This window comes from Nocardioides exalbidus, assembly GCF_900105585.1.
Taxonomy (GTDB): Bacteria; Actinomycetota; Actinomycetes; order Propionibacteriales; family Nocardioidaceae; genus Nocardioides; species Nocardioides exalbidus.
In genome coordinates this window covers 3,119,469-3,140,939 of record NZ_FNRT01000002.1, presented here as the reverse complement: position 1 = coordinate 3,140,939, position 21,471 = coordinate 3,119,469, and the positions used below count along the sequence as shown (strand labels likewise).

Annotated in this window: 24 protein-coding genes; 11 read left to right on the top strand and 13 right to left on the bottom strand. The window is 71.2% G+C overall.

Going from position 1 to position 21,471, the window contains the following annotated elements; genetic code table 11:
• The first annotated feature begins 7 nt into the window (after positions 1-7).
• Positions 8-337: a YtxH domain-containing protein gene (locus BLV76_RS22625; protein WP_175539696.1), complete on the top strand. Its 330-nt coding sequence runs from the start codon at positions 8-10 to the stop codon at positions 335-337.
• On the opposite strand, the gene BLV76_RS15455 is transcribed toward BLV76_RS22625, so the two are convergent.
• Positions 334-1,614 (bottom strand): deoxyguanosinetriphosphate triphosphohydrolase, encoded by a 1,281-nt coding sequence (locus BLV76_RS15455; RefSeq protein WP_090970003.1) that lies wholly within the window; start codon positions 1,612-1,614, stop codon positions 334-336. The genes BLV76_RS22625 and BLV76_RS15455 overlap by 4 nt on opposite strands.
• A gap of 117 nt (positions 1,615-1,731) precedes the next feature.
• Between BLV76_RS15455 and BLV76_RS15450 the strand changes: the two genes are divergently transcribed.
• A complete protein-coding gene (locus tag BLV76_RS15450; RefSeq protein WP_139306594.1) occupies positions 1,732-2,196 on the top strand; it encodes a DUF5994 family protein in 465 nt (154 codons plus the stop codon).
• Between the two features lie 15 nt (positions 2,197-2,211).
• On the opposite strand, the gene BLV76_RS15445 is transcribed toward BLV76_RS15450, so the two are convergent.
• The 4 genes from BLV76_RS15445 to BLV76_RS15430 form a co-directional block, all read right to left on the bottom strand.
• The gene (locus tag BLV76_RS15445) at positions 2,212-3,036 is read right to left on the bottom strand and encodes a VldE C-terminal domain-containing protein (protein WP_090969999.1); all 825 of its coding nucleotides are present in this window, start codon (positions 3,034-3,036) and stop codon (positions 2,212-2,214) included.
• A 247-nt stretch (positions 3,037-3,283) separates the two neighbouring features.
• Positions 3,284-4,423 (bottom strand): tRNA dihydrouridine synthase DusB, encoded by a 1,140-nt coding sequence (gene dusB, locus BLV76_RS15440; protein WP_090969997.1) that lies wholly within the window; start codon positions 4,421-4,423, stop codon positions 3,284-3,286.
• 36 nt (positions 4,424-4,459) lie between these two features.
• Positions 4,460-5,080 carry a hypothetical protein gene (locus tag BLV76_RS15435; RefSeq protein WP_090969995.1) on the bottom strand — a complete coding sequence of 207 codons (621 nt, stop codon included), beginning with the start codon at positions 5,078-5,080 and terminating at the stop codon, positions 4,460-4,462.
• A 36-nt stretch (positions 5,081-5,116) separates the two neighbouring features.
• Complete coding sequence (locus tag BLV76_RS15430) at positions 5,117-6,199, bottom strand: hypothetical protein (RefSeq protein ID WP_090969993.1); 1,083 nt, start codon at positions 6,197-6,199, stop codon at positions 5,117-5,119.
• A gap of 125 nt (positions 6,200-6,324) precedes the next feature.
• Here BLV76_RS15430 and BLV76_RS23355 point away from each other — a divergent pair, with 125 nt between their 5' ends.
• Positions 6,325-6,966, top strand: a complete 642-nt coding sequence (locus BLV76_RS23355; protein WP_090969991.1) for a hypothetical protein — start codon at positions 6,325-6,327, stop codon at positions 6,964-6,966.
• Between the two features lie 13 nt (positions 6,967-6,979).
• On the opposite strand, the gene BLV76_RS15420 is transcribed toward BLV76_RS23355, so the two are convergent.
• Complete coding sequence (locus BLV76_RS15420) at positions 6,980-8,392, bottom strand: glycine--tRNA ligase (RefSeq protein ID WP_090969989.1); 1,413 nt, start codon at positions 8,390-8,392, stop codon at positions 6,980-6,982.
• A gap of 41 nt (positions 8,393-8,433) precedes the next feature.
• The gene (locus tag BLV76_RS15415; RefSeq protein WP_090969987.1) at positions 8,434-8,805 is read right to left on the bottom strand and encodes an antibiotic biosynthesis monooxygenase family protein; all 372 of its coding nucleotides are present in this window, start codon (positions 8,803-8,805) and stop codon (positions 8,434-8,436) included.
• A 63-nt stretch (positions 8,806-8,868) separates the two neighbouring features.
• Here BLV76_RS15415 and BLV76_RS15410 point away from each other — a divergent pair, with 63 nt between their 5' ends.
• From BLV76_RS15410 to BLV76_RS22620, 5 genes are read left to right on the top strand one after another with little or no spacing between them, the layout of a single operon-like run.
• Complete coding sequence (locus tag BLV76_RS15410) at positions 8,869-9,828, top strand: metal ABC transporter substrate-binding protein (protein WP_090969985.1); 960 nt, start codon at positions 8,869-8,871, stop codon at positions 9,826-9,828.
• Positions 9,825-10,634: a metal ABC transporter ATP-binding protein gene (locus BLV76_RS15405; RefSeq protein WP_090969982.1), complete on the top strand. Its 810-nt coding sequence runs from the start codon at positions 9,825-9,827 to the stop codon at positions 10,632-10,634. The genes BLV76_RS15410 and BLV76_RS15405 overlap by 4 nt, the downstream gene beginning before the upstream one ends.
• Position 10,635: 1 nt before the next feature.
• Positions 10,636-11,646 carry a metal ABC transporter permease gene (locus tag BLV76_RS15400; protein WP_090969980.1) on the top strand — a complete coding sequence of 337 codons (1,011 nt, stop codon included), beginning with the start codon at positions 10,636-10,638 and terminating at the stop codon, positions 11,644-11,646.
• Positions 11,633-12,070 carry a Fur family transcriptional regulator gene (locus BLV76_RS15395; protein WP_090969978.1) on the top strand — a complete coding sequence of 146 codons (438 nt, stop codon included), beginning with the start codon at positions 11,633-11,635 and terminating at the stop codon, positions 12,068-12,070. The genes BLV76_RS15400 and BLV76_RS15395 overlap by 14 nt, the downstream gene beginning before the upstream one ends.
• 17 nt (positions 12,071-12,087) lie before the next feature.
• On the top strand, positions 12,088-12,237 hold the full coding sequence (locus BLV76_RS22620; protein ID WP_175539695.1) for a hypothetical protein: 150 nt from the start codon (positions 12,088-12,090) through the stop codon (positions 12,235-12,237).
• Between the two features lie 10 nt (positions 12,238-12,247).
• On the opposite strand, the gene BLV76_RS15390 is transcribed toward BLV76_RS22620, so the two are convergent.
• Positions 12,248-13,045 (bottom strand): isoprenyl transferase, encoded by a 798-nt coding sequence (locus BLV76_RS15390; RefSeq protein ID WP_090969976.1) that lies wholly within the window; start codon positions 13,043-13,045, stop codon positions 12,248-12,250.
• A gap of 262 nt (positions 13,046-13,307) precedes the next feature.
• Here BLV76_RS15390 and BLV76_RS15385 point away from each other — a divergent pair, with 262 nt between their 5' ends.
• On the top strand, positions 13,308-14,729 hold the full coding sequence (locus tag BLV76_RS15385; protein WP_090969974.1) for an HNH endonuclease signature motif containing protein: 1,422 nt from the start codon (positions 13,308-13,310) through the stop codon (positions 14,727-14,729).
• A 192-nt stretch (positions 14,730-14,921) separates the two neighbouring features.
• Complete coding sequence (locus BLV76_RS15380) at positions 14,922-15,404, top strand: DUF6326 family protein (RefSeq protein WP_090969973.1); 483 nt, start codon at positions 14,922-14,924, stop codon at positions 15,402-15,404.
• Here BLV76_RS15380 and BLV76_RS15375 read toward each other — a convergent pair.
• The 5 genes from BLV76_RS15375 to BLV76_RS15355 all read right to left on the bottom strand — a co-directional run bounded on the left by BLV76_RS15375 (position 15,357) and on the right by BLV76_RS15355 (position 20,947).
• A complete protein-coding gene (locus BLV76_RS15375) occupies positions 15,357-16,535 on the bottom strand; it encodes an LCP family protein (protein ID WP_090969971.1) in 1,179 nt (392 codons plus the stop codon). The two genes, BLV76_RS15380 and BLV76_RS15375, sit on opposite strands and share 48 nt — an antisense overlap.
• An 80-nt stretch (positions 16,536-16,615) precedes the next feature.
• Positions 16,616-17,344, bottom strand: coding sequence for a DNA repair protein RecO (gene recO, locus BLV76_RS15370; protein ID WP_090969969.1), 729 nt, complete (start codon positions 17,342-17,344; stop codon positions 16,616-16,618).
• 43 nt (positions 17,345-17,387) lie between these two features.
• Entirely contained in the window at positions 17,388-18,251 is an 864-nt protein-coding gene (locus tag BLV76_RS15365; protein ID WP_090969967.1) for an alpha/beta fold hydrolase, read from the bottom strand.
• 13 nt (positions 18,252-18,264) lie between these two features.
• Positions 18,265-19,998: a 2-isopropylmalate synthase gene (gene leuA / locus BLV76_RS15360; RefSeq protein WP_090969965.1), complete on the bottom strand. Its 1,734-nt coding sequence runs from the start codon at positions 19,996-19,998 to the stop codon at positions 18,265-18,267.
• A 190-nt stretch (positions 19,999-20,188) separates the two neighbouring features.
• Positions 20,189-20,947, bottom strand: coding sequence for a class I SAM-dependent methyltransferase (locus BLV76_RS15355; protein ID WP_090969963.1), 759 nt, complete (start codon positions 20,945-20,947; stop codon positions 20,189-20,191).
• A 35-nt stretch (positions 20,948-20,982) separates the two neighbouring features.
• On the opposite strand from BLV76_RS15355, the gene BLV76_RS15350 reads away from it, so the two are divergent.
• Complete coding sequence (locus BLV76_RS15350) at positions 20,983-21,471, top strand: flavodoxin family protein (protein WP_090969961.1); 489 nt, start codon at positions 20,983-20,985, stop codon at positions 21,469-21,471.

Below are 21,471 nucleotides of genomic sequence, written 5' to 3'. Positions count from 1 at the left end.
GACACCGATGAAGAAGCTCACCCTGCTGCTCGCCGCCGGCGCCGGCTACGTGCTCGGCACCCGCGCCGGGCGCGAGCGCTACGAGCAGATCAAGAAGGCCGTCACCCGGGTCAAGGACGACCCCCGAGTCCAGGAGAAGGCCCACCAGGCCGCCGACCTCGCGAAGGAGAAGGCCCAGGCCGCTGCTCCCGTCGTCAAGGACAAGGTCGCCACGGCTGCCGGCACGGTGTCCGACAAGGTCACGCCCGGCAACCACCGCTCCGACCTCGAGGACCAGCTCAACCCGGACAACGTCGCGCTGCAGGACAACCCCTACCCGCAGGGCGACCTGCCCTAGCTCGCCAGCGCTGCGTGGCGGGTGACCGCGCTCGCGTCGGTGAGCGACGCGACCTGGTCGATCACCACGCGGCGTCGGGCGGCGTCGTCGACAGCGGTGTCCCAGTCCTCGGTGAAGACCGGGTCGAGGGCGTCGCGACCGCGCTCCCAGACCACCTCGACGAGCTCGGCCACCAGCTCGCGCTGCCGGGCCATCAGGCTCACCCGGTCGTCGGCCTGCATCACGTAGAGCGCGGCGATGCCCTTGAGCACACCGATCTCCACCTCGGTCTCCGTCGGCACGACGAGGTCGGCGCGGTGCCGCACGAGAGGCCCACCGTCCGCGGCGGCGAAGGTCGCCTGCTGGACGTCGCCGCAGAAGCGCCCGATGAGGTCGCTGGTGAGGTTCTTGATGGCGGCGAGGCTCCGCCTGCTGCCGTCGTACGACGACCGCGGCCAGGACCCGACGGCACGCAGGCCCTCGAGCGCCGAGTCGAGCGCGTCGTCGTCGGTGCCGGGCAGGTACCAGGACCGCACCGTCTCCCAGAGCGCGTCGCGGTCGAGGCGGGTGAGGTCGAGGCGACCGGCGACGATGCCGTCCTCGACGTCGTGCACGGAGTAGGCCACGTCGTCGGCGAGGTCCATCACCTGTGCCTCGAGGCAGCGACGACGCGGGTCGGGCCCGTCGACGCCGACCCGCAGCCAGTCGAAGACCGGGCGGTCGTCGTCGTAGACCCCGAACTTCACGACCACCCGCGGGGTGCCGTCGGCGTGCACGCCGTGCGGCCCGGTGGCCTCGGCACGGCCCCAGGGGTACTTGGTGCAGGCGTCGAGCACGGCGCGGGTGAGGTTGAGCCCCACCGAGCGGCCGTCGGCGTCGAAGGTCTTCGACTCCAGCCGCGTCAGGAGTCGCAGGGTCTGGGCGTTGCCCTCGAACCCCCCGCAGTCGGCGCTGAGCTCGGCGAGCACCCGCTCGCCGTTGTGGCCGAACGGCGGGTGGCCCAGGTCGTGGGCCAGCGCCGCGGTCTCGGTGATGTCGGGGTGCGTGCCGAGCGCGCGCGCCAGGTCGCGGGCGACCTGGGCGACCTCGAGGCTGTGCGTGAGCCGGTTGCGCACGAAGTCGTCGGTCTGCGGGCCGACCACCTGGGTCTTGGCCGCCAGCCGGCGCGAGGCCGCGGCGTGGACCACGCGCGCCCGGTCGCGCTCGAACGCGAAGCGCACCGGTGCGTCCACCCGCTTCGGTGGCTCGGCGACCACGCGCTCGCGTGCCGAGTCGTCGTACTGCTCCTCGATGCCCATCGGCCGGTCAGCCTAGCGAGCCGCGGCGACACCTTGGTCGAGAGGCATAGGGTCGGGCCAACAGACCGGTCAGCGCGTCCACCGTCGGTGCACCGAGCCGGTCGAGAGGCGGACGTCATGACGACGCCCCATGTTCCTGTCCCTCGGGGCCCGCTGCGTCTGCGGATGGGCCGGTCGCCGGGTCAGGACGTCCTCGACGGCGGGTGGTGGCCGCAGAGCCGTGACCTCCAGGTCGAGCTGGCCGACCTGATCGACCACTTCCCCGACCACCTCGGCCGGGTCACCCGGGCCGTCGTGTCGCCGCCCGACTGGGACCTGCGGGCGCGGGCGGTGGCCGTCTCGGGGCGCTACGTGAAGATCGAGTCGTTCCCGCGCGACGACATGCACCTCGTCGTGCTGACGACCTCGCGCCGGGCCAGGCTGCGGCTCCTGGTGGTGCCGCACGACCTCACCGACGACCAGGGCGAGGAAGCCCTGCTGGCGGCCGCCACGCACGGCAACGCCCATCCCGCCCGGGAGCTGCTCGACACCGTGACCGAGCACCCGGACGTCGACCCCCGGGACTACTGGACCAACGGCTGACGGCTGACGCCTGCCTCAGTAGACCGTCACGTGGACGTGGTCGTAGTGGTTGGCCGTGACCGAACCGCGGTTGGACATCCCGCGCCAGCCCTCGCCCGAGCGCTCGACGGACCAGATCTGCTGGGAGTAGATGATGTACTCGATCCCCAGCGAGGAGTAGTTGGCCCGCAGGAAGTTGGCGATCGTCCAGCCGAGCGGACCGCTGACCATGATGTCGATGGCCCGGCCCTGGCCGTGCTCGCCGTCGCCGCGCCACGTGCCGTAGCTCGTGATCTCGGGCCAGTTGGAGCAGACCACGTCGTGGATCTCGTAGAGCGACTGGCGCCCGGCGCTGATGGTGGAGCCGTTGCTGCAGGTGCCGCCGAGGCTCGGGCCCGGCTGGGGCTTCTCGGCGTCGAGGTAGTCGGAGGTGACCCACCGCGACTGGCCGTCGATGACGATCTGGGTGCGGCCCGCCTGCTCGCGGCCGGTGAGCGAGACCTGCTTGATGGCGGCGATCTCGCCCGTCTTCTCGGCCTTCGCGGACGGTCCGTCCCAGAGGTTGAGGGCCTCGGTGGTCCACACCGTGTCGTCGAGCTTCTTGGCGGCCCTGCGGGCCGACCTGTCGACCTGGAGGTCCTGGCGGGCCGCGGACTCGGCCTTGGCCGCCGTGCGGATCTGGGAGCGCGAGACCGTGTCGCCGCGCCGGCTCAGTGCCGTGCTGTTGGCGCCCGCCTGGGACAGCGACTGCGCGCTCGACGAGGCGAGCAGGTTGTCGGTGTCGGAGGTCGCCGGCTCGGCGGCGAGCACGCCCATGGTGACCGCGGACATCGTCGCCACGACGGCGAGCGGCGCGGACACGAGGACGGCTCGGGGGATGCGGTTGTGTCGGGGGGCAGCAGGGGTTTCCCGCTTGTGGCGATGCTGAGCCACAGCGCTGATCCTTTGCGGTCGCTGTCGGGGGACTGCGCCGGAACCACGAGGAGGAGAAGGGGAAGACCTCGTGCCCACGCCGGCGCGATCATCGAGTGAAGCACAGGAATCTCGCCCTGTCCCAATTGTCCACGGTTAAATCACCCGTGTTCCGTCTCACCCGCAGGGGTGCCGCTCAGCCGCCGGTGGTCTCGTCGGCGTCCTCACGCAGGTGCGAGCCGCGCCCGTCGGTGTCGTCGAGCCAGCCGTCGGGGAGGACCACCTTCTTGCGCGGGGCGCCCTGGCGACCACGCGGGGTCCCGAGCTCGCGCTCGGGGAAGGCCGCCGCGTCGTCGAGGCCCTCGAGCAGCGTGTCGAGGCTCGCGAGCGAGTCGACCAGGGCGAGCTGGTGGCGCAGCTCGCCGCCGGCCGGGAAGCCCTTGAGGTACCAGGTGATGTGCTTGCGGAACTCCTTGCAGCCCCGCTCCTCCCCCATGTGCTCCGAGAGCAGCTCGGCGTGGCGGCGCATCATCTGCTTCACCTCGCCGAGCGTCGGCAGCGTGGCGACGGCCTCACCGTGGAAGGCGGCGGCCAGGTCGCGGAAGAGCCACGGCCGGCCGAGGCAGCCGCGTCCCACGACGACGCCGGCGACACCGGTCTGCTCCACCATCCGCAACGCGTCGGCCGCCTCCCAGATGTCGCCGTTGCCGAGCACGGGGATGTCGACGTGCTGCACCAGGTTGCCGATGGCCTCCCAGTCGGCCTCGCCGGAGTAGGCCTGCACGACGGTGCGCCCGTGGAGCGCGATCGCCGCGACGCCGCTCTCCTGGGCGATCCGGCCCGCGTCGAGGTAGGTCAGGTGGTCGTCGTCGAGGCCCTTGCGGGTCTTCATCGTCACCGGGACGCCGTAGGGCGCTGCGGCGGCGACCGCGTGCTCGAGGATCTCGGCGAGCAGGCCCCGCTTCCACGGCAGTGCTCCCCCGCCGCCCTTGCGGGTGACCTTGGGCACGGGGCACCCGAAGTTGAGGTCGACGTGGGCGACGCCGTGGTCGGCACACAGGATCTCGACGGCCTTGCCGATGTAGACCGGGTCGGTGCCGTAGAGCTGGACGGAGCGGACCGTCTCGAGGTCGTCGAAGACGAGCATCTTCCGGGTGACCTCGTCGCCCTCGACGAGGCCCCGGCTGGTGATCATCTCGGAGACGTAGAGCCCGGCGCCCTGCTCGGCGCACAGCCGGCGGTAGGCGGCGTTCGTGATGCCGGCCATCGGCGCCAGCACGACCGGCGTCTCGACGCGCAGCGAGCCGAGCGTGAGGGAGTCGGGCACAACGGGCATGACCCCATTGTCGAACCGTGGCGGGTCGTCCCCAAATCAGCCGCCCCTCGACCTCCGGGACGACTCCGGTCGCTGCACCGCACCCGTCCACGTGATCGGGTCGTAGCCCTCGGTGGGCTCGAAGACCACCGCGTCGACGCGGGCGCGGTCGGGTGCCAGGTAGACCAGGCACATCTCCGTCTCCGCGCCGGTGGTGAACGGCGTGGGCAGCGGCCCGCTCTGGCACGCGGTGAAGTCGCCGCCGAACGTCCAGGCGGCGCCGAGCTTGCCGTTGTCGTCGCGCAGGTAGACCGGGACGGCCTGGCCACCGAGGTCGGAGGTGCCGGTGTTGGTGACCGTGACCGTGACGAAGTACGGCCGCGACGCCGCCATCGCGTCGTCGCGCAGCCACCCGTCGAGGACCGACTGACGCTCCTCGGAGACGGCGTCGACGCTCACCTCGAGCTCGCCGGTGATGCTGGCGGTCGGCCGCCACACGAGCGTCGCGCCCTCGCCGTACGACAGATCGGTGCCCGGCGCGGTCCCGCTCGCCTCGGCGTCGGCGGGCGCCGTGGTCGCCGCGGCGTCGGCCTGCGGCTGTGGGCTGCTGCACCCTCCGAGCGACGGTGCGAGCAGGACGAGCGCGGCGCAGCTCGTCAGATGGAGGAGGCGCCGCATGGCGTCATCGTGGCACGACGCTTCGCACCGGGAGGATCACCACCACATGAAGGACTCGTGCGGGAACGAGATGTTGCCTCCCACGTCCGACGCGCGCCGGCAGGACTTCTCGAGGTCGCACCGCACCAGCACGGCGCCGCCGGGTGCGGCGAGCTGGAAGACGAACCGCCGGTTGCCCTCCCACGCGGCGGTCTGCTCGTGGGCGGAGGTGATCGACCAGTTGTCCATGGTGATCCTCTTCCCGAAGGCGATCGAGTCGAGCAGCGTGCCGTCGCTCATCCGGCGCACGTCGAGGACGGCGGGGCTGTCGAAGCCCGACCCGGAGATCCTCAGCCCGACGGCGGTCTCGCCGTCGGGCGAGATCGCGAGCGGCGAGAAGGGCTCGGCCCACGCGGGCTCCGCGGGCGCCGAGATCGGGGTCGGGCCGTAGAGCCGGCCGGTGGTGCGGACGAACATCAGGTCGTCGCGCAGCGAGACGTAGGTGGCGTTCCTGGCGATCTCGGTCCGCGACGTGCGGGGCACCCAGTCGTACAGGCGCAGCCGCGAGAACTTGTTGTCCTCGTAGGTCACGACGTGGCCGGCGTCGGCGTCCATCGGCGTGACGAACGACCCGGAGTAGCTCGTCCCCAGGAACTTGCCACGCAGCGACATCGCGTCGCGGGTGCTGCCACCGCGGTCGAAGACCGTCGAGACCAGCATCTTCCCGTCCCGGGCGAGCAGCCAGCCGATCGCCGAGTCGCCCTCGCCGTAGCTCGTGGTGCGGCTGTGCCTGATCTCCGTGGGGCGGCGCCCGGGGCGGACGGCGATGACCCGGCTGAGGTAGCCCTTGCGGACCGCGACCAGCCAGCCCTTCGGGCTCTCCCCCAGCAGCTGGCGCTGCTCCCCGTTGACGGGGGTGCGGATCGGGAGGGTGGCTCCGTCAGCGGTGTGGATGACGCCGTCCTGCATGAGGTCGAGGCGCGCGTCGCGGCCGCGCGGGAGCCGCATCGGCGCGATCGTCCGGGTCGGCGGGTCGGCGCGGACGACCCGGTCTCCCGAGGGTGCGGCATCCACGGCGCCCTGCGTGACCAGGAGGCCTGCCAGCAGCGCGACGGCCAGGAGTCGAACGCGAGATCCCATGTCATCCCCCGATGCGTGAGTGGGTCGTCTGCCCACAGTGCCACAGAAATGTGGCCAGCACGGATGCCGTCGCGGGCGCCGGAGGAAGAGGGTCGTGACCCGAACCGATGTCCCCAGGAGGAACCGTGCCCCGTCTGCCCGCACCCGTCGCCGTCGTCGTCAGCGCTGCCCTGCTCGCCAGCGTCGGCGCCGGGTCCTACGCCGCCGGATCACTCGTCACGAGCAAGCAGATCAAGGACGGCACGATCAAGGTCGAGGACCTCAGCCCCAAGGCGGTCGAGCGACTGCGCGGCTCGACCGGTCCGGCAGGGCCCCCGGGTCCGGCGGGAGCCACGGGAGCGACCGGATCGACGGGCGCCCAGGGCGCGCGTGGCGCCAGCGCGTGGGACAAGATCCCGAGCAGACAGACCGTGACGGGAAAGGCACCGGTCTTCTTCCAAGCCGCCACCGCCGGAGACTTCGGCAGCGCGACCATCACGCTCCCGGCGCGACCGGCCACTCCGATGAGCCAGGGGACGACCGCGTTCTTCGCTGAGGGCCCCCTCGTGGCGTCGTTCGGTGCGCCGCGGAGCCCCGACTGCACCGGCACGACGGACGTGCCGACCGCACCGCCCGGGATGCTGTGCGTCTACGTCGCCGGAGGGAACGTCCGTGGACTCTTCGCCAGCGACACCTGGTGGGGCGAGAGGAACGTCGTCATGCTGGCGAGCGCAGTCAACCCGGGTCTCGTCAACGGGACCTTCGTCTGGGCCTACACCGCCCCGTAGGTCTCGAGGAGGCTTAGCAGCCGAGGAGCTTGCTCGCGAAGTAGGCCGAGATCCCGTCGAGGCTGACCCGCTCCTGCGACATCGTGTCGCGCTCACGCACGGTGACCGCGTGGTCGTCGAGCGTCTCGAAGTCGACCGTCACGCAGAACGGCGTACCGATCTCGTCCTGGCGGCGGTAGCGGCGACCGATCGCACCGGAGTCGTCGAACTCGACGTTCCAGTTCTCGCGCAGCTCGGCGGCGAGCGCCTTCGCCTTGGGCGAGAGGTCGGCGTTGCGGCTGAGCGGGAGCACGGCGACCTTGACCGGGGCCAGGCGCGGGTCGAGCTTGAGCACGACGCGCTTGTCGACGCCGCCCTTGGTGTTGGGCGCCTCGTCCTCGGTGTAGGCGTCGATGAGGAACGCCATCAGCGAGCGGGTGAGACCGGCGGCCGGCTCGATGACGTAAGGCAGGTAGCGCTCGTCGGCGGCCTGGTCGTAGTAGGACAGGTCCTTGCCGGAGAACTCGCTGTGCTGCTTGAGGTCGAAGTCGGTGCGGTTGGCGATGCCCTCGAGCTCCTCGAAGTCACGACCCGAGAACCCGAAGCGGTACTCGATGTCGGTCGTGCCCTTGGAGTAGTGCGACAGCTTCTCCTGCGGGTGCTCGTAGTGGCGCAGGTTGTCGGGGTTGATGCCGAGGTCGACGTACCAGCGGGTGCGCTCCTCGATCCAGTAGCGGAACCACTCGTCGTCCTCGCCGGGCTTGACGAAGAACTCCATCTCCATCTGCTCGAACTCGCGGGTGCGGAAGATGAAGTTGCCGGGGGTGATCTCGTTGCGGAAGCTCTTGCCCATCTGGGCGATGCCGAAGGGCGGCTTCGAGCGGCTCGAGGTCACCACGTTGGCGAAGTTGAGGAAGATGCCCTGCGCGGTCTCGGGCCGGAGGTAGTGCAGGCCGGACTCGTCCTCGATCACGCCGAGGTAGGTCTTGAGCATCATGTTGAAGTTGCGCGGCGGGGTCCACGCGTTGCGGGTGCCGCAGTTGGGGCACGCGATGAGCTCGTTGATGTCGACCGTGTCGGGGTCGATGGGGTTGTCCGGGCTCCCCTTCTTCGACGCGTAGTCCTCCTGCAGGTGGTCCTCGCGGAAGCGCTTGTGGCACGACTGGCACTCGACCAGCGGGTCGCTGAAGGTGCTCAGGTGGCCGCTGGCCTCCCAGGTGCGCGTCGGCAGGATGACGCTCGAGTCGAGGCCGACGACGTCGTCGCGGCGGGTGACCATGAACCGCCACCACTGGCGCTTGATGTTCTCCTTGAGCTCGACGCCGAGCGGCCCGTAGTCCCAGGCCGACTTCGTGCCGCCGTAGATCTCACCGCAGGGGTAGACGAAACCTCGGCGCTTGGCCAGGGAGACGACGTTGTCCAGGGCGGTCGGAGCGGGCTTGGCCACGGTGGAGATCCTTTGTGCATGCAGCAGGTTGACGTGAGGCGTCAGCCTATCGACCCTTCGAGACGGGCTCGTCCCTCGCCCTCCTCAGGACGGCGCCGCGGAATGGATTGGTTGAGGTCGGTCCCCTCCTCCACGACCTCGTAGGCGCTCGGCTCGTCGAGGGCGTGCACCATCAGTGGCTGGATGTGCATCTTCCCCTCGTAGGACCCCAGCGCGCGCCGGTACGAACCCACGTTCTCCCAGCGGGTGGTCAATACCCACAGGGTCGGGTCGTCGACGTTGCGGCCGACGCCGCCGGTGACGAAGCCCGGCTTGGACTCGAGGATGCCGAGCGCCTGCAGGAGCCCCGCGCGCAGGTCCTGTTCCGCGCCGGGGTCGGAGGTCGGCGTACGGAGGCGGGTGACGACGAGCACGGGCCCGAGGCTAGCCCCCTCCCGATTTGACAATGGTTCTCATCCATCGTGAGAATCGTTCTCATGTCGCCTGTCACCCGCTCGCTCTCCCTCACCCTCAGCCTCCTGACCGCCTCCGCCCTCCTTGCCGGCTGCGGTCAGTCGGGAGGTGACTCGTCCGGGAATGGTCGCCAGGCGGTCGCCGCGTTCTACCCGCTGGCATGGGTGACCGGGCGGGTGGCGGGCGACGGCTGGACGGTCGACAACCTCACCCAGCCCGGCCAGGAGCCGCACGACCTCAGCCTCGACATCAAGCAGACCGCCGAGGTCGAGAGCGCCGACCTCGTCGTGCTGGAGGAGGGCTTCCAGCCAGCCGTCGACGCCGCGGCCGAGAACACCGACGCCGACGTCCTCGACGTCACCTCGGTCATCGACCTGATGCCGGCCGACCACAGCGAGGAGTCGCACGAGGGCGAGACCGAGGAGGAGCACGCCGAGCACGCCGAGGACGGCCACGACCACGGCGACGTCGACCCGCACTTCTGGCTCGACCCGCTCCTCGTGGCCGACTTCGCCGACTCCGTCGCCGGCGAGCTGTCCGACATCGACCCCGACAACGCGACCACGTACGCCGACAACGCCTCGTCGCTGCGCACCGACCTGGAGCAGCTGGACCAGGAGTACACCGACGGCCTGGCGAGCTGCACCCGGACCACCACGGTGGTCAGCCACGACGCGTTCAGCTACATGTCGCGCTACGGCCTCGACTTCGAGCCGATCGCAGGCCTCTCGCCCGAGTCCGAGCCCACCGCTGCCGACCTGGCACGCCTGCAGGAGCTGATCGACGCGGACGGCGTGACCACGGTCTTCTCCGAGCGGCTCGTGAGCCCGAAGATGGCCGAGACGCTCGCGGGCGACATGGGCATCACCAGTGCGGTGCTCGACCCCATCGAGGGGCTCTCGGACGACACGGCCGGAGAGGACTACCTTTCCATCATGCGTGAGAACCTCGCCGCCCTGCAGAAGGCCAACGACTGCTCGTGACGTCTCCCGACCCCACCGCACCCGTCGTCCTCGACCAGGTCTCCGTCTCGATCGGCGGCCGGCCGATCCTGCGCGACGTCGACCTCACCGTCCACCCGGGCGACATGGTGACGCTGCTCGGCCCCAACGGCTCCGGCAAGTCGACCCTGGTGCGGGCCGTGACCGGGCTGCTCCCCCACGCGCGGGGGACGGTCCGGTTGTTCGGCACCCCGATCGAGGACTTCACCGACTGGCGCCGCATCGGCTTCGTGCCCCAGCGCTCGTCCGCGATCGGCGGCGTGCCCGCGACCGTCCGCGAGGTCGTCACCTCCGGCCGCGTCGGCCGCCGCGGCCTCTTCCGCCCGACGGGCGCAGCCGACCGCCGGGCCGTCGAGAACGCCCTGGAGGTCGTCGGCCTCGCCGGGCGGTCGTCGTACGGCGTCTCGCAGCTCTCGGGCGGCCAGCAGCAGCGGGTCCTCATCGCGCGGGCGCTCGCCGGCGAGCCGGACCTGCTCGTGCTCGACGAGCCCACGGCGGGAGTCGACCTGCCCAACCAGCGCGCGCTCGCCGACGCACTCGGTCGCCTCAAGGAGACCGGGGCGACGATCCTGCTGGTGGCCCACGAGATCGGCCCGATGGCGCCGCTGATCGACCGGTCCGTCGTGATGCGCGACGGCCGGGTTGCCTACGACGGCGCACCGCTCACGCAGGAGCTGGCCTCGCACACGCACCACCCGCACGGCCACGACCACGCGCACGAGGGCCCGAGCCGGCACGACCACGCGCCGCACGTGGCCTCCCCCTTCGACGTCGACCGGAGGCGCTGAGATGACGTTCCTCGACCTCTTCGCGCTCGACTTCATGCAGCGAGCGCTCATCGCCGCGCTGCTGACCGGGCTCGCGGCGCCCGCGATCGGCACGTTCCTCGTGCAGCGCCGCCTGGCGCTGCTCGGCGACGGCATCGGGCACGTGGCCGTCACCGGTGTGGCGCTCGGGCTGCTCACCGGCGCCTCGCCGACGTGGACCGCGGTCGTGGTCGCGGTGCTCGGAGCCGTGCTGATGGAGCTCATCCGCGAGCGCGGCCACACCAACGGCGACGTCGCCCTGGCCCTGCTGTTCTACGGCGGCCTCGCCGGCGGCGTGCTGATCACCGGCATCGCCGGCCAGGGCGCCGCGACCCTGCAGGCCTACCTCTTCGGCTCCCTCAACGCGATCTCGTCGGCCGACGTGTGGTTCACGGCGGTGCTGACGGTGGTCGTGCTCCTCGTCGCGCTCGGACTGTCGCCCCAGCTGTTCGCCGTCGCCAGCGACCCGGACTTCGCGCGCGTCGCCGGGCTGCGGGTGCGCGCCTACAACCTGCTCATCGCGGTGCTCGCCGCGGCCAGCATCACCGTCGCGATGCGCACGGTCGGGCTGCTGCTCGTCTCCGCCCTGATGGTGGTGCCGGTCGCCACGTCGCAGCAGCTCGCCCGCTCGTTCCGCACGACCCTGTTCGGCGCGATGGCGGTCGGGTGCGTGTCGGCGGTCGGGGGGCTGGTGCTCAGCGCGGCGCTGTCGTTCAAGGTCTCGGTCTACCCCGGGCCGACCATCGTGATGGTCGCGCTGGCCATGTTCACCGCGACCTGGCCGATCGGCGTGTGGCTGCGCCGGCGCAGCACGTTGATGGCACCCTTCCCGGAGGTCGACCCCACGCCCCACCGCGCGGCGACCGACGACGAGCACCCCCACCAGCACGGCGAGGCGTGCGGCCACCTCGCCGTCCCGCACGGGGACCACGTGGACTACGTCCACGACGGCCACCGTCACGCCGTACACGGAGAGCACTATGACGAGCACTGAACACACCCCCTCCTCCCCCGGACCCGCGGCGGACTCCCCGCAGCGGACCGTCCGGCCCACCCGCCAGCGTCGCGCCGTCGCGGCCGCCCTGGCGGGCTTCGACGACTTCCGGAGCGCCCAGGAGATCCACGACCTGATCCAGAAGCAGGGCGACTCGGTCGGGCTCGCGACCGTCTACCGCACCCTCGCGGCGCTCGCCGACGCCGGCGAGGTCGACATGCTGCGCAACGAGGACGGCGAGGCCATCTGGCGCAGCTGCTCGGACACGCACCACCACCACCTCGTGTGCCGCACGTGCGGCGCGACCGTCGAGGTCGAGGGACCGGCCGTGGAGCGCTGGACCAACGCGATCGCCCAGGAGCACGGCTATGGCGACATCAGCCACACGCTGGAGATCTTCGGGACCTGTCCCGCGTGCCGCTAGGGGGCTACGCTCGCAGCATGGCCACCGAGTCGTCGTACTCCCAGCTCCCGCCGCGCGTGCGCGTCGAGGACACGCGCACGTCGCAGGACGTCGTGCCGCAGCCCGAGGAGCTCGAGGACCGCTACCGCGAGACGAACTGGTTGCTGCGTGGAGGCGCGTCCGGCTGAGCGGTCGCCCTCAGCCCTCGCCGTGGGGGCTCGCCTGGTTGGGGACGGCACCGCCGTAGCGGCGGTCACGGCTGGCGTACGTCTCGACGGCCTGCCACAGGTGGCGGCGGTCGACGTCGGGCCAGAGCACGTCGGTGAAGACCATCTCGCTGTAGGCCGCCTGCCACAGCATGTAGTTCGAGAGCCGCTGCTCCCCCGACGTGCGCCAGACCAGGTCGGCGTCGGGCAGCTCGGGGACGTAGAGGTGCTTCGCGAACACCTTCTCGTCGACCTTGTCGGGGTTGAGCCGGCCGGCCGCGACCTCACGCGCGATCGAGCGCGCCGCGTCGGCGAGCTCGGCACGACCGCCGTAGTTGACGCACATCGTCAACGTCAGCACGTCGTTGTCGCGGGTCATCTCCTCCGCGACCTGGAGCTCCTTGATGACCGACTTCCAGAGCCGCGGCGCACGACCCGCCCATCGGACCCGGACGCCGAGCTCGTGCATCTCGTCGCGTCGGCGGCGGATCACGTCGCGGTTGAAGCCCATCAGGAAGCGCACCTCGTCGGGCGTGCGCGACCAGTTCTCGGTCGAGAACGCGTAGGCCGAGATGGCCTTCACGCCGACCTCGATCGCGCCCTCCACGACGTCGAACAGGCTGCTCTCCCCCTGCTCGTGGCCCTTCGTGCGCGGCAGTCCTCGCTCCTTCGCCCACCGGCCGTTGCCGTCCATGATGATCGCGACGTGCTCCGGGACGAGGTCCTTCGGGACCGGAGGCGGCGTCGCGCCTGACGGGTGCGGGGTCGGCTGTCGGACGGCGCGCTTCACGAGGGAGAGCCTAGTGTCGACCCCCCTCCGGCCGCTGGTCGAGCCGGGCGCCCCGCGCCTGCCGCTGGTCGAGCAGGGCGCCCCACGCCCGCCGCTGGTCGAGCAGCGAGCGCCAGCGAGCGTGTCGAAACCAACGCCACCAGCTACCCGCCGTTGGTCGACGAGGGCGCCCCGCGCCCCTCACGAGACCAGATCATCCCTTGACCGAACCTCGCACCTCCGAGCATGGCCACTGTCGGACACACCGCCTACAATCGAACACATGAGCGAAGTACTGGCAGCGGTCCGCGAGGCAGGGGTCGACGACCTCACTGCCTTCGCCCTGCTCGCTGCCCTGCGCGACCGCAAGGCCGTCGAGGACCAGGCAGCAGCCGACCAGCTCGACCTCGCCGCCCGCTGGGCCGACCTCCACCCACCCGAGTCGATCCACCTCGCCGCCGCCTTCACCACCCCCGGCTCGGAGCACGAGGAACCGATCGCGGGCGAGGGCTGCCCGTTGGTGACGGAGTTCTGTGTCGCCGAGCTCGGCGCCGTTCTCGGGATCTCGTCGACCGCTGCGAAGAAGCTCATCGGGCATGCCCTCGAGCTCCGCCACCGCCTTCCCCGACTCTGGCACCAGGTCCACGCCGGCACGGTGCCCGCGTGGCGTGCCCGGTCGGTCGCCGAAGCGACCATCCACGCTGTTCCTTCGCTGACCCGTGAGGCCGCTGGGTGGGTCGACGACCAAGTCAGTGCGGTCGCCGGCAAGGTCGGTGTCGCGCAGCTCGACCGCCTCGTCGCCGAAGCCATCAAGCGCTACGACCTTGCTCAACCAGATCCCGCGTCGGATCCGGAGGACGGCTACCTGTACGTCGACCCGCGGCACGTCACCGTGCACGACCAGGACGTGCACTTCGCCGGCACCATCCACGTCGAGGCCGACCTCGACCTCGCCGACGGCATCGACCTCGACCACACCCTCGCCCACGACGCCGCGACTCAGAAGGCCCTCGGCTCCACCGAGACCCTCGACGTCCGCCGCGCCAAGGCCCTCGGCAACCTCGCCCGCACCCAGACCGCCCTCGACCTCGCCGCCACCGCCTTCTCTTCGGGTGGTCGAGTGGCCGACGAGGAACGAGGAGGCGTATCGAGACCCGACCTCCCCAACCTTCCGGCGGCCCGCGAGGTGGTCCTCCACGCCCACTTCGACGCAGACATCACCAGCGAGGGCACGGTCTTCGGGCCCACCGGACGGATGGAGAACCGCCAGAAGCTCCTGCTCCTCGAGCAGCTCCAGGCGTGGTGCGGCGACTCCCGCACCACGATCACCGTGAAGCCGGTCATCGACCTCAACCAGAACCTCACCGCACCCGGCTACGAGATCCCCGACCGGATCCGCGAGCAAGTGATCCTGCGCGACCGCACCTGCGTCTTCCCCCACTGCACCAGGCCAGCCAGGGCCTGCGACATCGACCACATCAGCCCGTACGACCACGACGCCGAAGCCGAAGGCCGACCACAACCCGGACCCACACGGTCCGACAACCTCGCCTGCCTGTGCCGCTCCCACCACCGACTCAAGACCTTCACCGCCTGGCGCTACGCCATGACCGAACCCGGCGTGTTCGAATGGACCTCACCCCACGGCCACCAGTTCAGACGCGACCGATCAGGCACCACCCCGGTCGAGCCCGCACGACCATGACCAAGCCCCACACCCCGCCAGTCACCACGACGGCGGGGCCACAGGCACGCCACGGTCGCAGCCGACCCGTACACGCAGCTGAGACACCTCGGCCGAACGGCCGAGGGAGTCCGGCCTGAGGGCCGAGGCGCGCGAGGGGCGCGCTCGACGATCGTGAGGGCACCGAACCCCATCTCGACGACGGAGCCCGACATGAGCACACACCAGACCACCGCCACCACCCTGCACGACCAGCCGGTCCCGGTGAGGATCAAGCTCGCCGCCGCATGGACGAGCTTCATGTTCCTCTACGCCTACGTGGACATCCTCAACTTCTTCACGCCCGGCGTCGTCGGGGAGATCCTCGACGGCCGGGTCTTCGAGTTCGACCTCTCGCAGACGTTCTCCACCTCGGCGCTCGCCCTCATGGCCGTGCCCATCCTCATGGTCGTGCTGTCGACGGCGCTGCCGGCCGGTGCGAGCCGCACCGCGAACATCGTGGTGGCCTCGCTCTACGTCCCGGTCACGGTCTTCAACGTGGTGGGCGAGTCCTGGGTGCTGTTCTACGGCCTCGGCATCGTGCTCGAGCTCGCGCTCCTCGCGTTCGTCGTACGCTCCGCCTGGACCTGGCCGCGCACCGCGACGGCGTCACCCGCAGATGCCGTAGACCGGCTCGTCCGCGGAACCTCCGCCTGACGATCCGCCCGAGGACCCGCCCGAGCCCGCGCCACCCGAGCCCTTCCCGCCCCTGGGTCCCTCGGCATCGACCGACGTGTCACCGATGAGGCTGGCGGGCAGCACCTCGTCGCGGTTGAGGAGGTCCCAGATCCGGAAGGCGTCCGGGGTCCAGTACACCTTGCCGCTGAGGTCGGAGTCCACGTCGTAGTACTCCGTCGGCAGGGTCACGAACTGCACCTTGTCGAGACCGATGTCCTGCAGCTGCAGCGCGATCCGCGCGATCTGCGTCACCGAGCCGAGCTCCTCGTCGGTGCGCAGCGACTTCGTGGCCGCGTTCAGGAACCGGACGACCCGGTCGGGCCGGGCCAGGGTGCCGGCGGACTGGACCGTCCGGACGAGCGCTCCGATGAACTCCTGCTGGCGGCGGATCCGGGAGATGTCGTTCTGCTCCAGCTGGTCGCCGACGTAGCGCGCGCGGAAGTAGTCGAGCGCCTGGTCGCCCCGGAGCACGGACGGGTCGCCCGCCGGCACGAAGATCCCGTTGGCCCGGTCGACGATGTCGTAGGGCACGCACACCGGGACCCCGTCGACCGCGTCGACCATCTGGCCGAAGCCGTTGAAGTCGACGACCACGTAGTGGTCGAGCAGGACGTCCGTCATCTGCTCGAACTGGTCGGCCGTGCAGAACTCCTGGCCGACGGTGAACGCCGCGTTCCACATCACGTCGGTGGCCGCCGGGGACTCACCACCGTTGCAGGCCGGGCGGTCGACGATCGAGTCGCGCGGGATGGAGACGGCGTACGCCCGGCTGCGATCGGCGGAGAGGTGCACGAGGATCGTGGTGTCGGACCCGCCGGCTCCCGCCTCGTCGTCGATGCGGTTGCCCGGCCCGGCACGGCTGTCGTCCCCCATGACGAGGATGTTGAGCGGCTTGCCGTTGCCGGTGTACTGCCGCTCGGGACGTCCCGGACCGAGCTCGTCGAGCGACCCCGTCTCGATGTTGCCGTCGAGGTGCCGCACGAAGAGCCAGGTGCCCACGCCGGTGACGAGCGCGAGCACCAGCGCGCTCACGAGGACGACCTTGAGTACCGTGCGCCGGCGGCTGCGACGGGTCGGCGACGCGGGAGTGGGCGTGGTCTCGTCCGTCATGGGCGCTCCCGTGGTCAGCAGGGGTCGGCAGATGTGCCGCCTCCGCACCCTATGACGCGCCGGGAGCGCGTCTTGTTGCCTCAGCGCTCGACGTAGGCCATCGAGCGCAGCCCGCGCTCGAGGTGCCAGGCGAGGTAGGCCGAGACCAGCGTGCTCGCCTCGCGGAGGTGGCGGGGGTCGGCGGCGTGCACGACGGGCCAGTCGCCCACGAGCAGCGCACCGAGCACCCGGACCGTCTCCTGCGCGGGCGTCGCCGAGCCGGGCAGCTTGTCGGCACTGCACATGACGCCGCCCGCGGACGGGTTGAAGAACCGGTGGGGACCCTCCACCCCGCACTGCACGCAGTGGTCGAAGGACGGCGCGTAGCCGGCGACCGACAGCGAGCGGAGCAGGTAGGAGTCGAGGACCTGCTTGGCGGGGTGCTCGGCGCCCGACATCGCCCGGAGGCCGCCGACGAGCAGCAGGAACTGCTGGACCGCCGGCTCCTTCTCCTCGGTGACGAGCCGCTCGGCGGTCTCGAGCATCACCGTGCCGGCGGTGTAGCGGTCGTAGTCGAGCCCGAGGCGCGCGTGGAACGGGTCGAGGGTCTCGGCCTGGGTGATCACGTCCAGGCTGCGGCCATCGGCCAGCTGCAGGTCCACGTGGGTGAACGGCTCCAGCCGCGAGCCCCAGCGCGACGTCGTACGCCTCACTCCCTTGGCGACGGCGCGCACCCGCCCGTGCTGACGCGTCAGCAGGGTGATGATGCGGTCGGCCTCGCCCAGCTTGTGGGTGCGCAGCACGACCGCCTCGTCGCGGTAGAGGGGCACGTGCACATCCTCCCCCACCGACCCCCGCGAACAGCGTACGACGTCAGCGTTTCCGCGTGCGTGCTCGGCGCGGGGTGGGTGCCGCCCAGCACTCGCGGGCGAAGTCGGCGGCCGCCCGGGTCAGCCGTTCGGGGCGCGTGCGCCACTCGAGGATCGACGTGGCCCGCTCGAACCGCACGTCGGGCAGCTCGGCGGCGAGCATGTCGGCGTCGACGAACGGGTGGATCGGGTCGACCGGGTGACCGACCAGGAGCACGGGTGCGCGGATCGCGCGTCGCTGGCTCGACGACGGCGCGAGCCGGCCGTAGATCACGCCGTGCAGCACCGCGGCGACCGAGTCGGCGCGGTGGTCGACGGTGTCGAGCGCGACGCCCGCCCAGAACGGCACGAGTCCCCGCGGCACGGACCTCGACGCCTTCTGCAGCGTGTTGGCGGTGAAGGGGAGGTAGCGCGCGGCCAGCATGATCGGGACGAACGCCAGCAGCCCGGCGACGAGCGCGTTGTCCAGCACCGGCATCTCGACGACGAGGCCCTTGACCCGCTCGGGCGCGAGGACCGCGACCTCCAGTGACACGTTGGCGCCGAGCGAGGTGCCACCGATCACGGCCTGCTCGGCGCCGAGGTGGTCGAGCAGCGCCACGACCTGCTCGCCGAACGAGGTCATCGAGTAGACGAGCGGGTCCGCAGGCTGGTCGGAGCGGCCGTGCCCGAGCAGGTCGAGGGTGACGACGTGCAGGCCCTGCGCGGCCATCGCCCGTGCGAGCGGCTGGTGCATCCGGCGGGGCATGAGCAGGCCGTGCAGCAGCACGACCCACTCGTCGCCCGAGCCGTACTCGGTGTACTCGAGCCGGTCCCGTCCGCCGTCGGACTCGACGAAGAACTGCCCGATGCGCTCGCTGACCAGCATGACCCGAATGTAGTCAGGCGCGGTTGACGGCGCTGACCACGGCCTTGAGCGAGGCGGTGACGATGTTGGCGTCGATGCCCACGCCCCAGTAGGTCGTCCCGTGGACCACGAGCTCGACGTAGGCCGCGGCGAGCGAGTCGCCGCTGGCGGCGAGGGTGTGCTCGGCGTAGTCGAGGAGCCGGACGTCGAAGTCGTGCGGCAGCTCGTTGATCGCGGCGATGAACGCCGACAGCGGGCCGTTGCCCTCGCCGTGCAGCGCCTGGGCCACCCCGTCGACGTAGACGTTGACGTCGAGCGCGTCCTTCTGGCCGGTGGCGGACGAGGTGTGGATGGAGTTGAGCCTCAGCGGGGTCGCGCGGTCGAGGTACTCGGCGCGGAAGACGGCCCAGATCTCCTCGGGTGTGATCTCGCCGCCCTCGGCGTCGGTGTGCTGCTGCACGACGCGGCTGAACTCGATCTGCGCGCGGCGGGGCAGGTCGAGCTTGTGCTCGGTCTTGAGGACGTAGGCCACGCCGCCCTTGCCGGACTGGCTGTTGACCCGGATCACGGCCTCGTAGGTGCGGCCGACGTCCTTGGGGTCGATGGGGAGGTACGGCGCCTCCCACGCGATGTCGCGCACGTCGATGCCCTGGTCGGCGGCCCGCTTGTCGAGGTCCTCCAGGCCCTTCTTGATGGCGTCCTGGTGGGAGCCGGAGAAGGCGGTGTAGACGAGGTCGCCCGCGTAGGGGTGGCGCGGGTGGACCGGCAGGCCGGTGCAGTACTCGACCGTGCGGCGGACCTCGTCGATGTCGCCGAAGTCGACCTGCGGGTCGATGCCCTGGCTGAACAGGTTCATGCCCAGGGTCACCAGGTCGACGTTGCCGGTGCGCTCGCCGTGGCCGAACAGGCAGCCCTCGACGCGGTCGGCGCCGGCCATCAGGGCCAGCTCGGTGGCGGCGACGGCCGTGCCGCGGTCGTTGTGCGGGTGCAGGCTGATCGCGGAGTGCTCGCGGCGGGTCAGGCCGCGGCCGAAGTACTCGATCTGGTCGGCGTAGGTGTTCGGCGTCGACATCTCGACGGTCGCCGGCAGGTTGAGGATGATCTCGCGGCCGGCCTCGGGCTGCCAGACGTCGGAGACGGCCTCGCACACGCTCAGCGCGAAGTCGGTGTCGGTCTGGGTGAAGATCTCCGGGCTGTACTGGTAGCCGAAGTCCTCGGTGCCCACGATGCCGCCGAGGCGCTCCTCGGCGTACTTCATCACCATCTCGGTGCCGCGGACCGCGATGTTGCGGCACTCGTCGGGCGTCACGCCGAAGACCACGCGCTGGAAGAGCGGTGCGGTCGCGTTGTAGAGGTGGACGGTGGCGCGCGGGGCACCGACCAGAGACTCGACGGTGCGCTCGATGAGGTCCTCGCGGGCCTGGGTCAGCACCGAGATCTGGACGTCGTCGGGGATCCGGTCCTCGTCGATGAGCTTGCGGACGAAGTCGAAGTCGGTCTGGCTCGCGCTCGGGAAGCCGACCTCGATCTCCTTGTAGCCCATCTTCACCAGCAGCTCGAACATGGTGAGCTTGCGGGCCGGGGTCATCGGGTCGATCAGGGCCTGGTTGCCGTCGCGCAGGTCGGTGGAGAGCCAGCGCGGCGCCTTCTCGACCTTCCTGGTCGGCCACGTGCGGTCGGGCACGTCGACGGGCACGAAGGGCGTGTAGCGGCCGAACGGCATGGGGCTCGTCGACTGCTGGTTGGCGGTGTTGCTCAGGTTGGTCATGGGGTCCTCGTCAGAAGGTCGGTCTGTGTCAGTCGACCGGCGCGCGCGACTCCGCAACGAGGAAGCCGGGTCAGTGTTGGATAACTGGGGCCTCGTTGCGGCAGCGAAGAAGGAGGCTGCGCATCATGACGGGACCAGAGTAGCCCCCGGCCGGGCCGCTCGCGCCGCCGCTCCCGCGAAGTGAGACGGCTCAGACCCGCCCGTGGACGGCGAACGCGACCGCGGTCAGCTCGAACGGACCGTCGCCGAGGTCGTCGCGGAGGACCTCCTCCAGCTGGGCGCGGCGCCGGTCGTCGAGCGCGGCCACGGCGTCGCCGACCGGACCGACTCCGTGGAGGTAGGGCTCCCACCACTCCTCGAAGCTCGGGTGGGTGACCGTCACCGCGAGCTCGGTGCCCGACACGTCGCGGAGCCCGGCACGCGCCATCAGCTCGTCGGTGGCGCCCCGGCGCGCGCCCGCCGACACGCCCTCGTCCGGCCGCGTGGGATCGACCACGTCGAGTCCGCGCCAGACCGGCTCCATGGGCGTGCGTCGCCCGTGGATGTCCCACACCGTCGCGGCGACCTGGCCGCCAGACCTGGTCACGCGGGCCATCTCGGTGAGGCCCGCGACGGGGTCCGCCATGAAGTGCACGACCAGGTTGGCTGCCGCGACGTCGAACGAGCCGTCGTCGAACGGCAGGTCCTCCGCCGGTGCCCGGCGCACGTCGACCCCGGGGTTCCGCTCGCGGCACGCCTCGACGAACGGCGCCGTGGGGTCGGCCGCCGCGACGTGCTCGGCGCCCAGCCGGTCGACCAGGACGCCGGTCAGGGCGCCGGGTCCGCAGCCGACGTCGACCACCCGGCTGCCGGGGTCGGGGCCGAGCCAGTCCACGAGGGCGAGGGCGAGGGGCCGGGAGTACCGGCCCATGAACCGGTCGTACGCGTCACCTGCCACCTCGAACGTCACGTCTCGCGACGTTACGCGCCTCGTAGGCTCTCGTCATGCCCAGTTTGTTGGTGGTGCACCACTCCCCCACCCCGTCGGTCGCCGTCCTGACCGACGCGGTGGTCGCGGGCGCGTCCGACGACGCGATCGAGGACGTGGAGGTCGTCGTCCGTCCGGCGCTCGAGGCGACGGCCGACGACGTGCTCGCCGCCGACGGCTTCGTCCTCGGCACCCCGGCCAACTTCGGCTACATGAGCGGCGCGCTCAAGCACTTCTTCGACTCGACCTTCCTGGCCGCCGGCGGCGCACTGTCCGAGGACGGGTCGGCCGCCAGCGCGGAGGGCGGCCGGAAGCCGTTCGGCCTCTACGTCCACGGCCGCTACGACACGACCGGCGCCGTGCGATCGGTGCAGTCGATCGTCGGTGCCCTGCCCTGGCGCCAGGCGGCGCCGGTCCTCGAGGTGACGGGCGAGGTCGGCGCCGCGGACCGGGAGTCGGCGTACGACCTCGGCGGGACGCTGGCGGCCCTGGTGATGGGTGGGTGA

Bases quoted from the DNA above. Each gene is read 5' to 3' on its own strand.
- BLV76_RS22625 (WP_175539696.1), top strand. From the start codon at position 8: ATGAAGAAGCTCACCCTGCTGCTCGCCGCCGGCGCCGGCTACGTGCTC.
- BLV76_RS15455 (WP_090970003.1), bottom strand. From the start codon at position 1,614: ATGGGCATCGAGGAGCAGTACGACGACTCGGCACGCGAGCGCGTGGTC.
- BLV76_RS15450 (WP_139306594.1), top strand. From the start codon at position 1,732: ATGACGACGCCCCATGTTCCTGTCCCTCGGGGCCCGCTGCGTCTGCGG.
- dusB (WP_090969997.1), bottom strand. From the start codon at position 4,423: ATGCCCGTTGTGCCCGACTCCCTCACGCTCGGCTCGCTGCGCGTCGAG.
- BLV76_RS15435 (WP_090969995.1), bottom strand. From the start codon at position 5,080: ATGCGGCGCCTCCTCCATCTGACGAGCTGCGCCGCGCTCGTCCTGCTC.
- BLV76_RS15430 (WP_090969993.1), bottom strand. From the start codon at position 6,199: ATGGGATCTCGCGTTCGACTCCTGGCCGTCGCGCTGCTGGCAGGCCTC.
- BLV76_RS15410 (WP_090969985.1), top strand. From the start codon at position 8,869: ATGTCGCCTGTCACCCGCTCGCTCTCCCTCACCCTCAGCCTCCTGACC.
- BLV76_RS15400 (WP_090969980.1), top strand. From the start codon at position 10,636: ATGACGTTCCTCGACCTCTTCGCGCTCGACTTCATGCAGCGAGCGCTC.
- BLV76_RS15395 (WP_090969978.1), top strand. From the start codon at position 11,633: ATGACGAGCACTGAACACACCCCCTCCTCCCCCGGACCCGCGGCGGAC.
- BLV76_RS22620 (WP_175539695.1), top strand. From the start codon at position 12,088: ATGGCCACCGAGTCGTCGTACTCCCAGCTCCCGCCGCGCGTGCGCGTC.
- BLV76_RS15385 (WP_090969974.1), top strand. From the start codon at position 13,308: ATGAGCGAAGTACTGGCAGCGGTCCGCGAGGCAGGGGTCGACGACCTC.
- BLV76_RS15380 (WP_090969973.1), top strand. From the start codon at position 14,922: ATGAGCACACACCAGACCACCGCCACCACCCTGCACGACCAGCCGGTC.
- BLV76_RS15375 (WP_090969971.1), bottom strand. From the start codon at position 16,535: ATGACGGACGAGACCACGCCCACTCCCGCGTCGCCGACCCGTCGCAGC.
- BLV76_RS15365 (WP_090969967.1), bottom strand. From the start codon at position 18,251: ATGCTGGTCAGCGAGCGCATCGGGCAGTTCTTCGTCGAGTCCGACGGC.
- leuA (WP_090969965.1), bottom strand. From the start codon at position 19,998: ATGACCAACCTGAGCAACACCGCCAACCAGCAGTCGACGAGCCCCATG.
- BLV76_RS15350 (WP_090969961.1), top strand. From the start codon at position 20,983: ATGCCCAGTTTGTTGGTGGTGCACCACTCCCCCACCCCGTCGGTCGCC.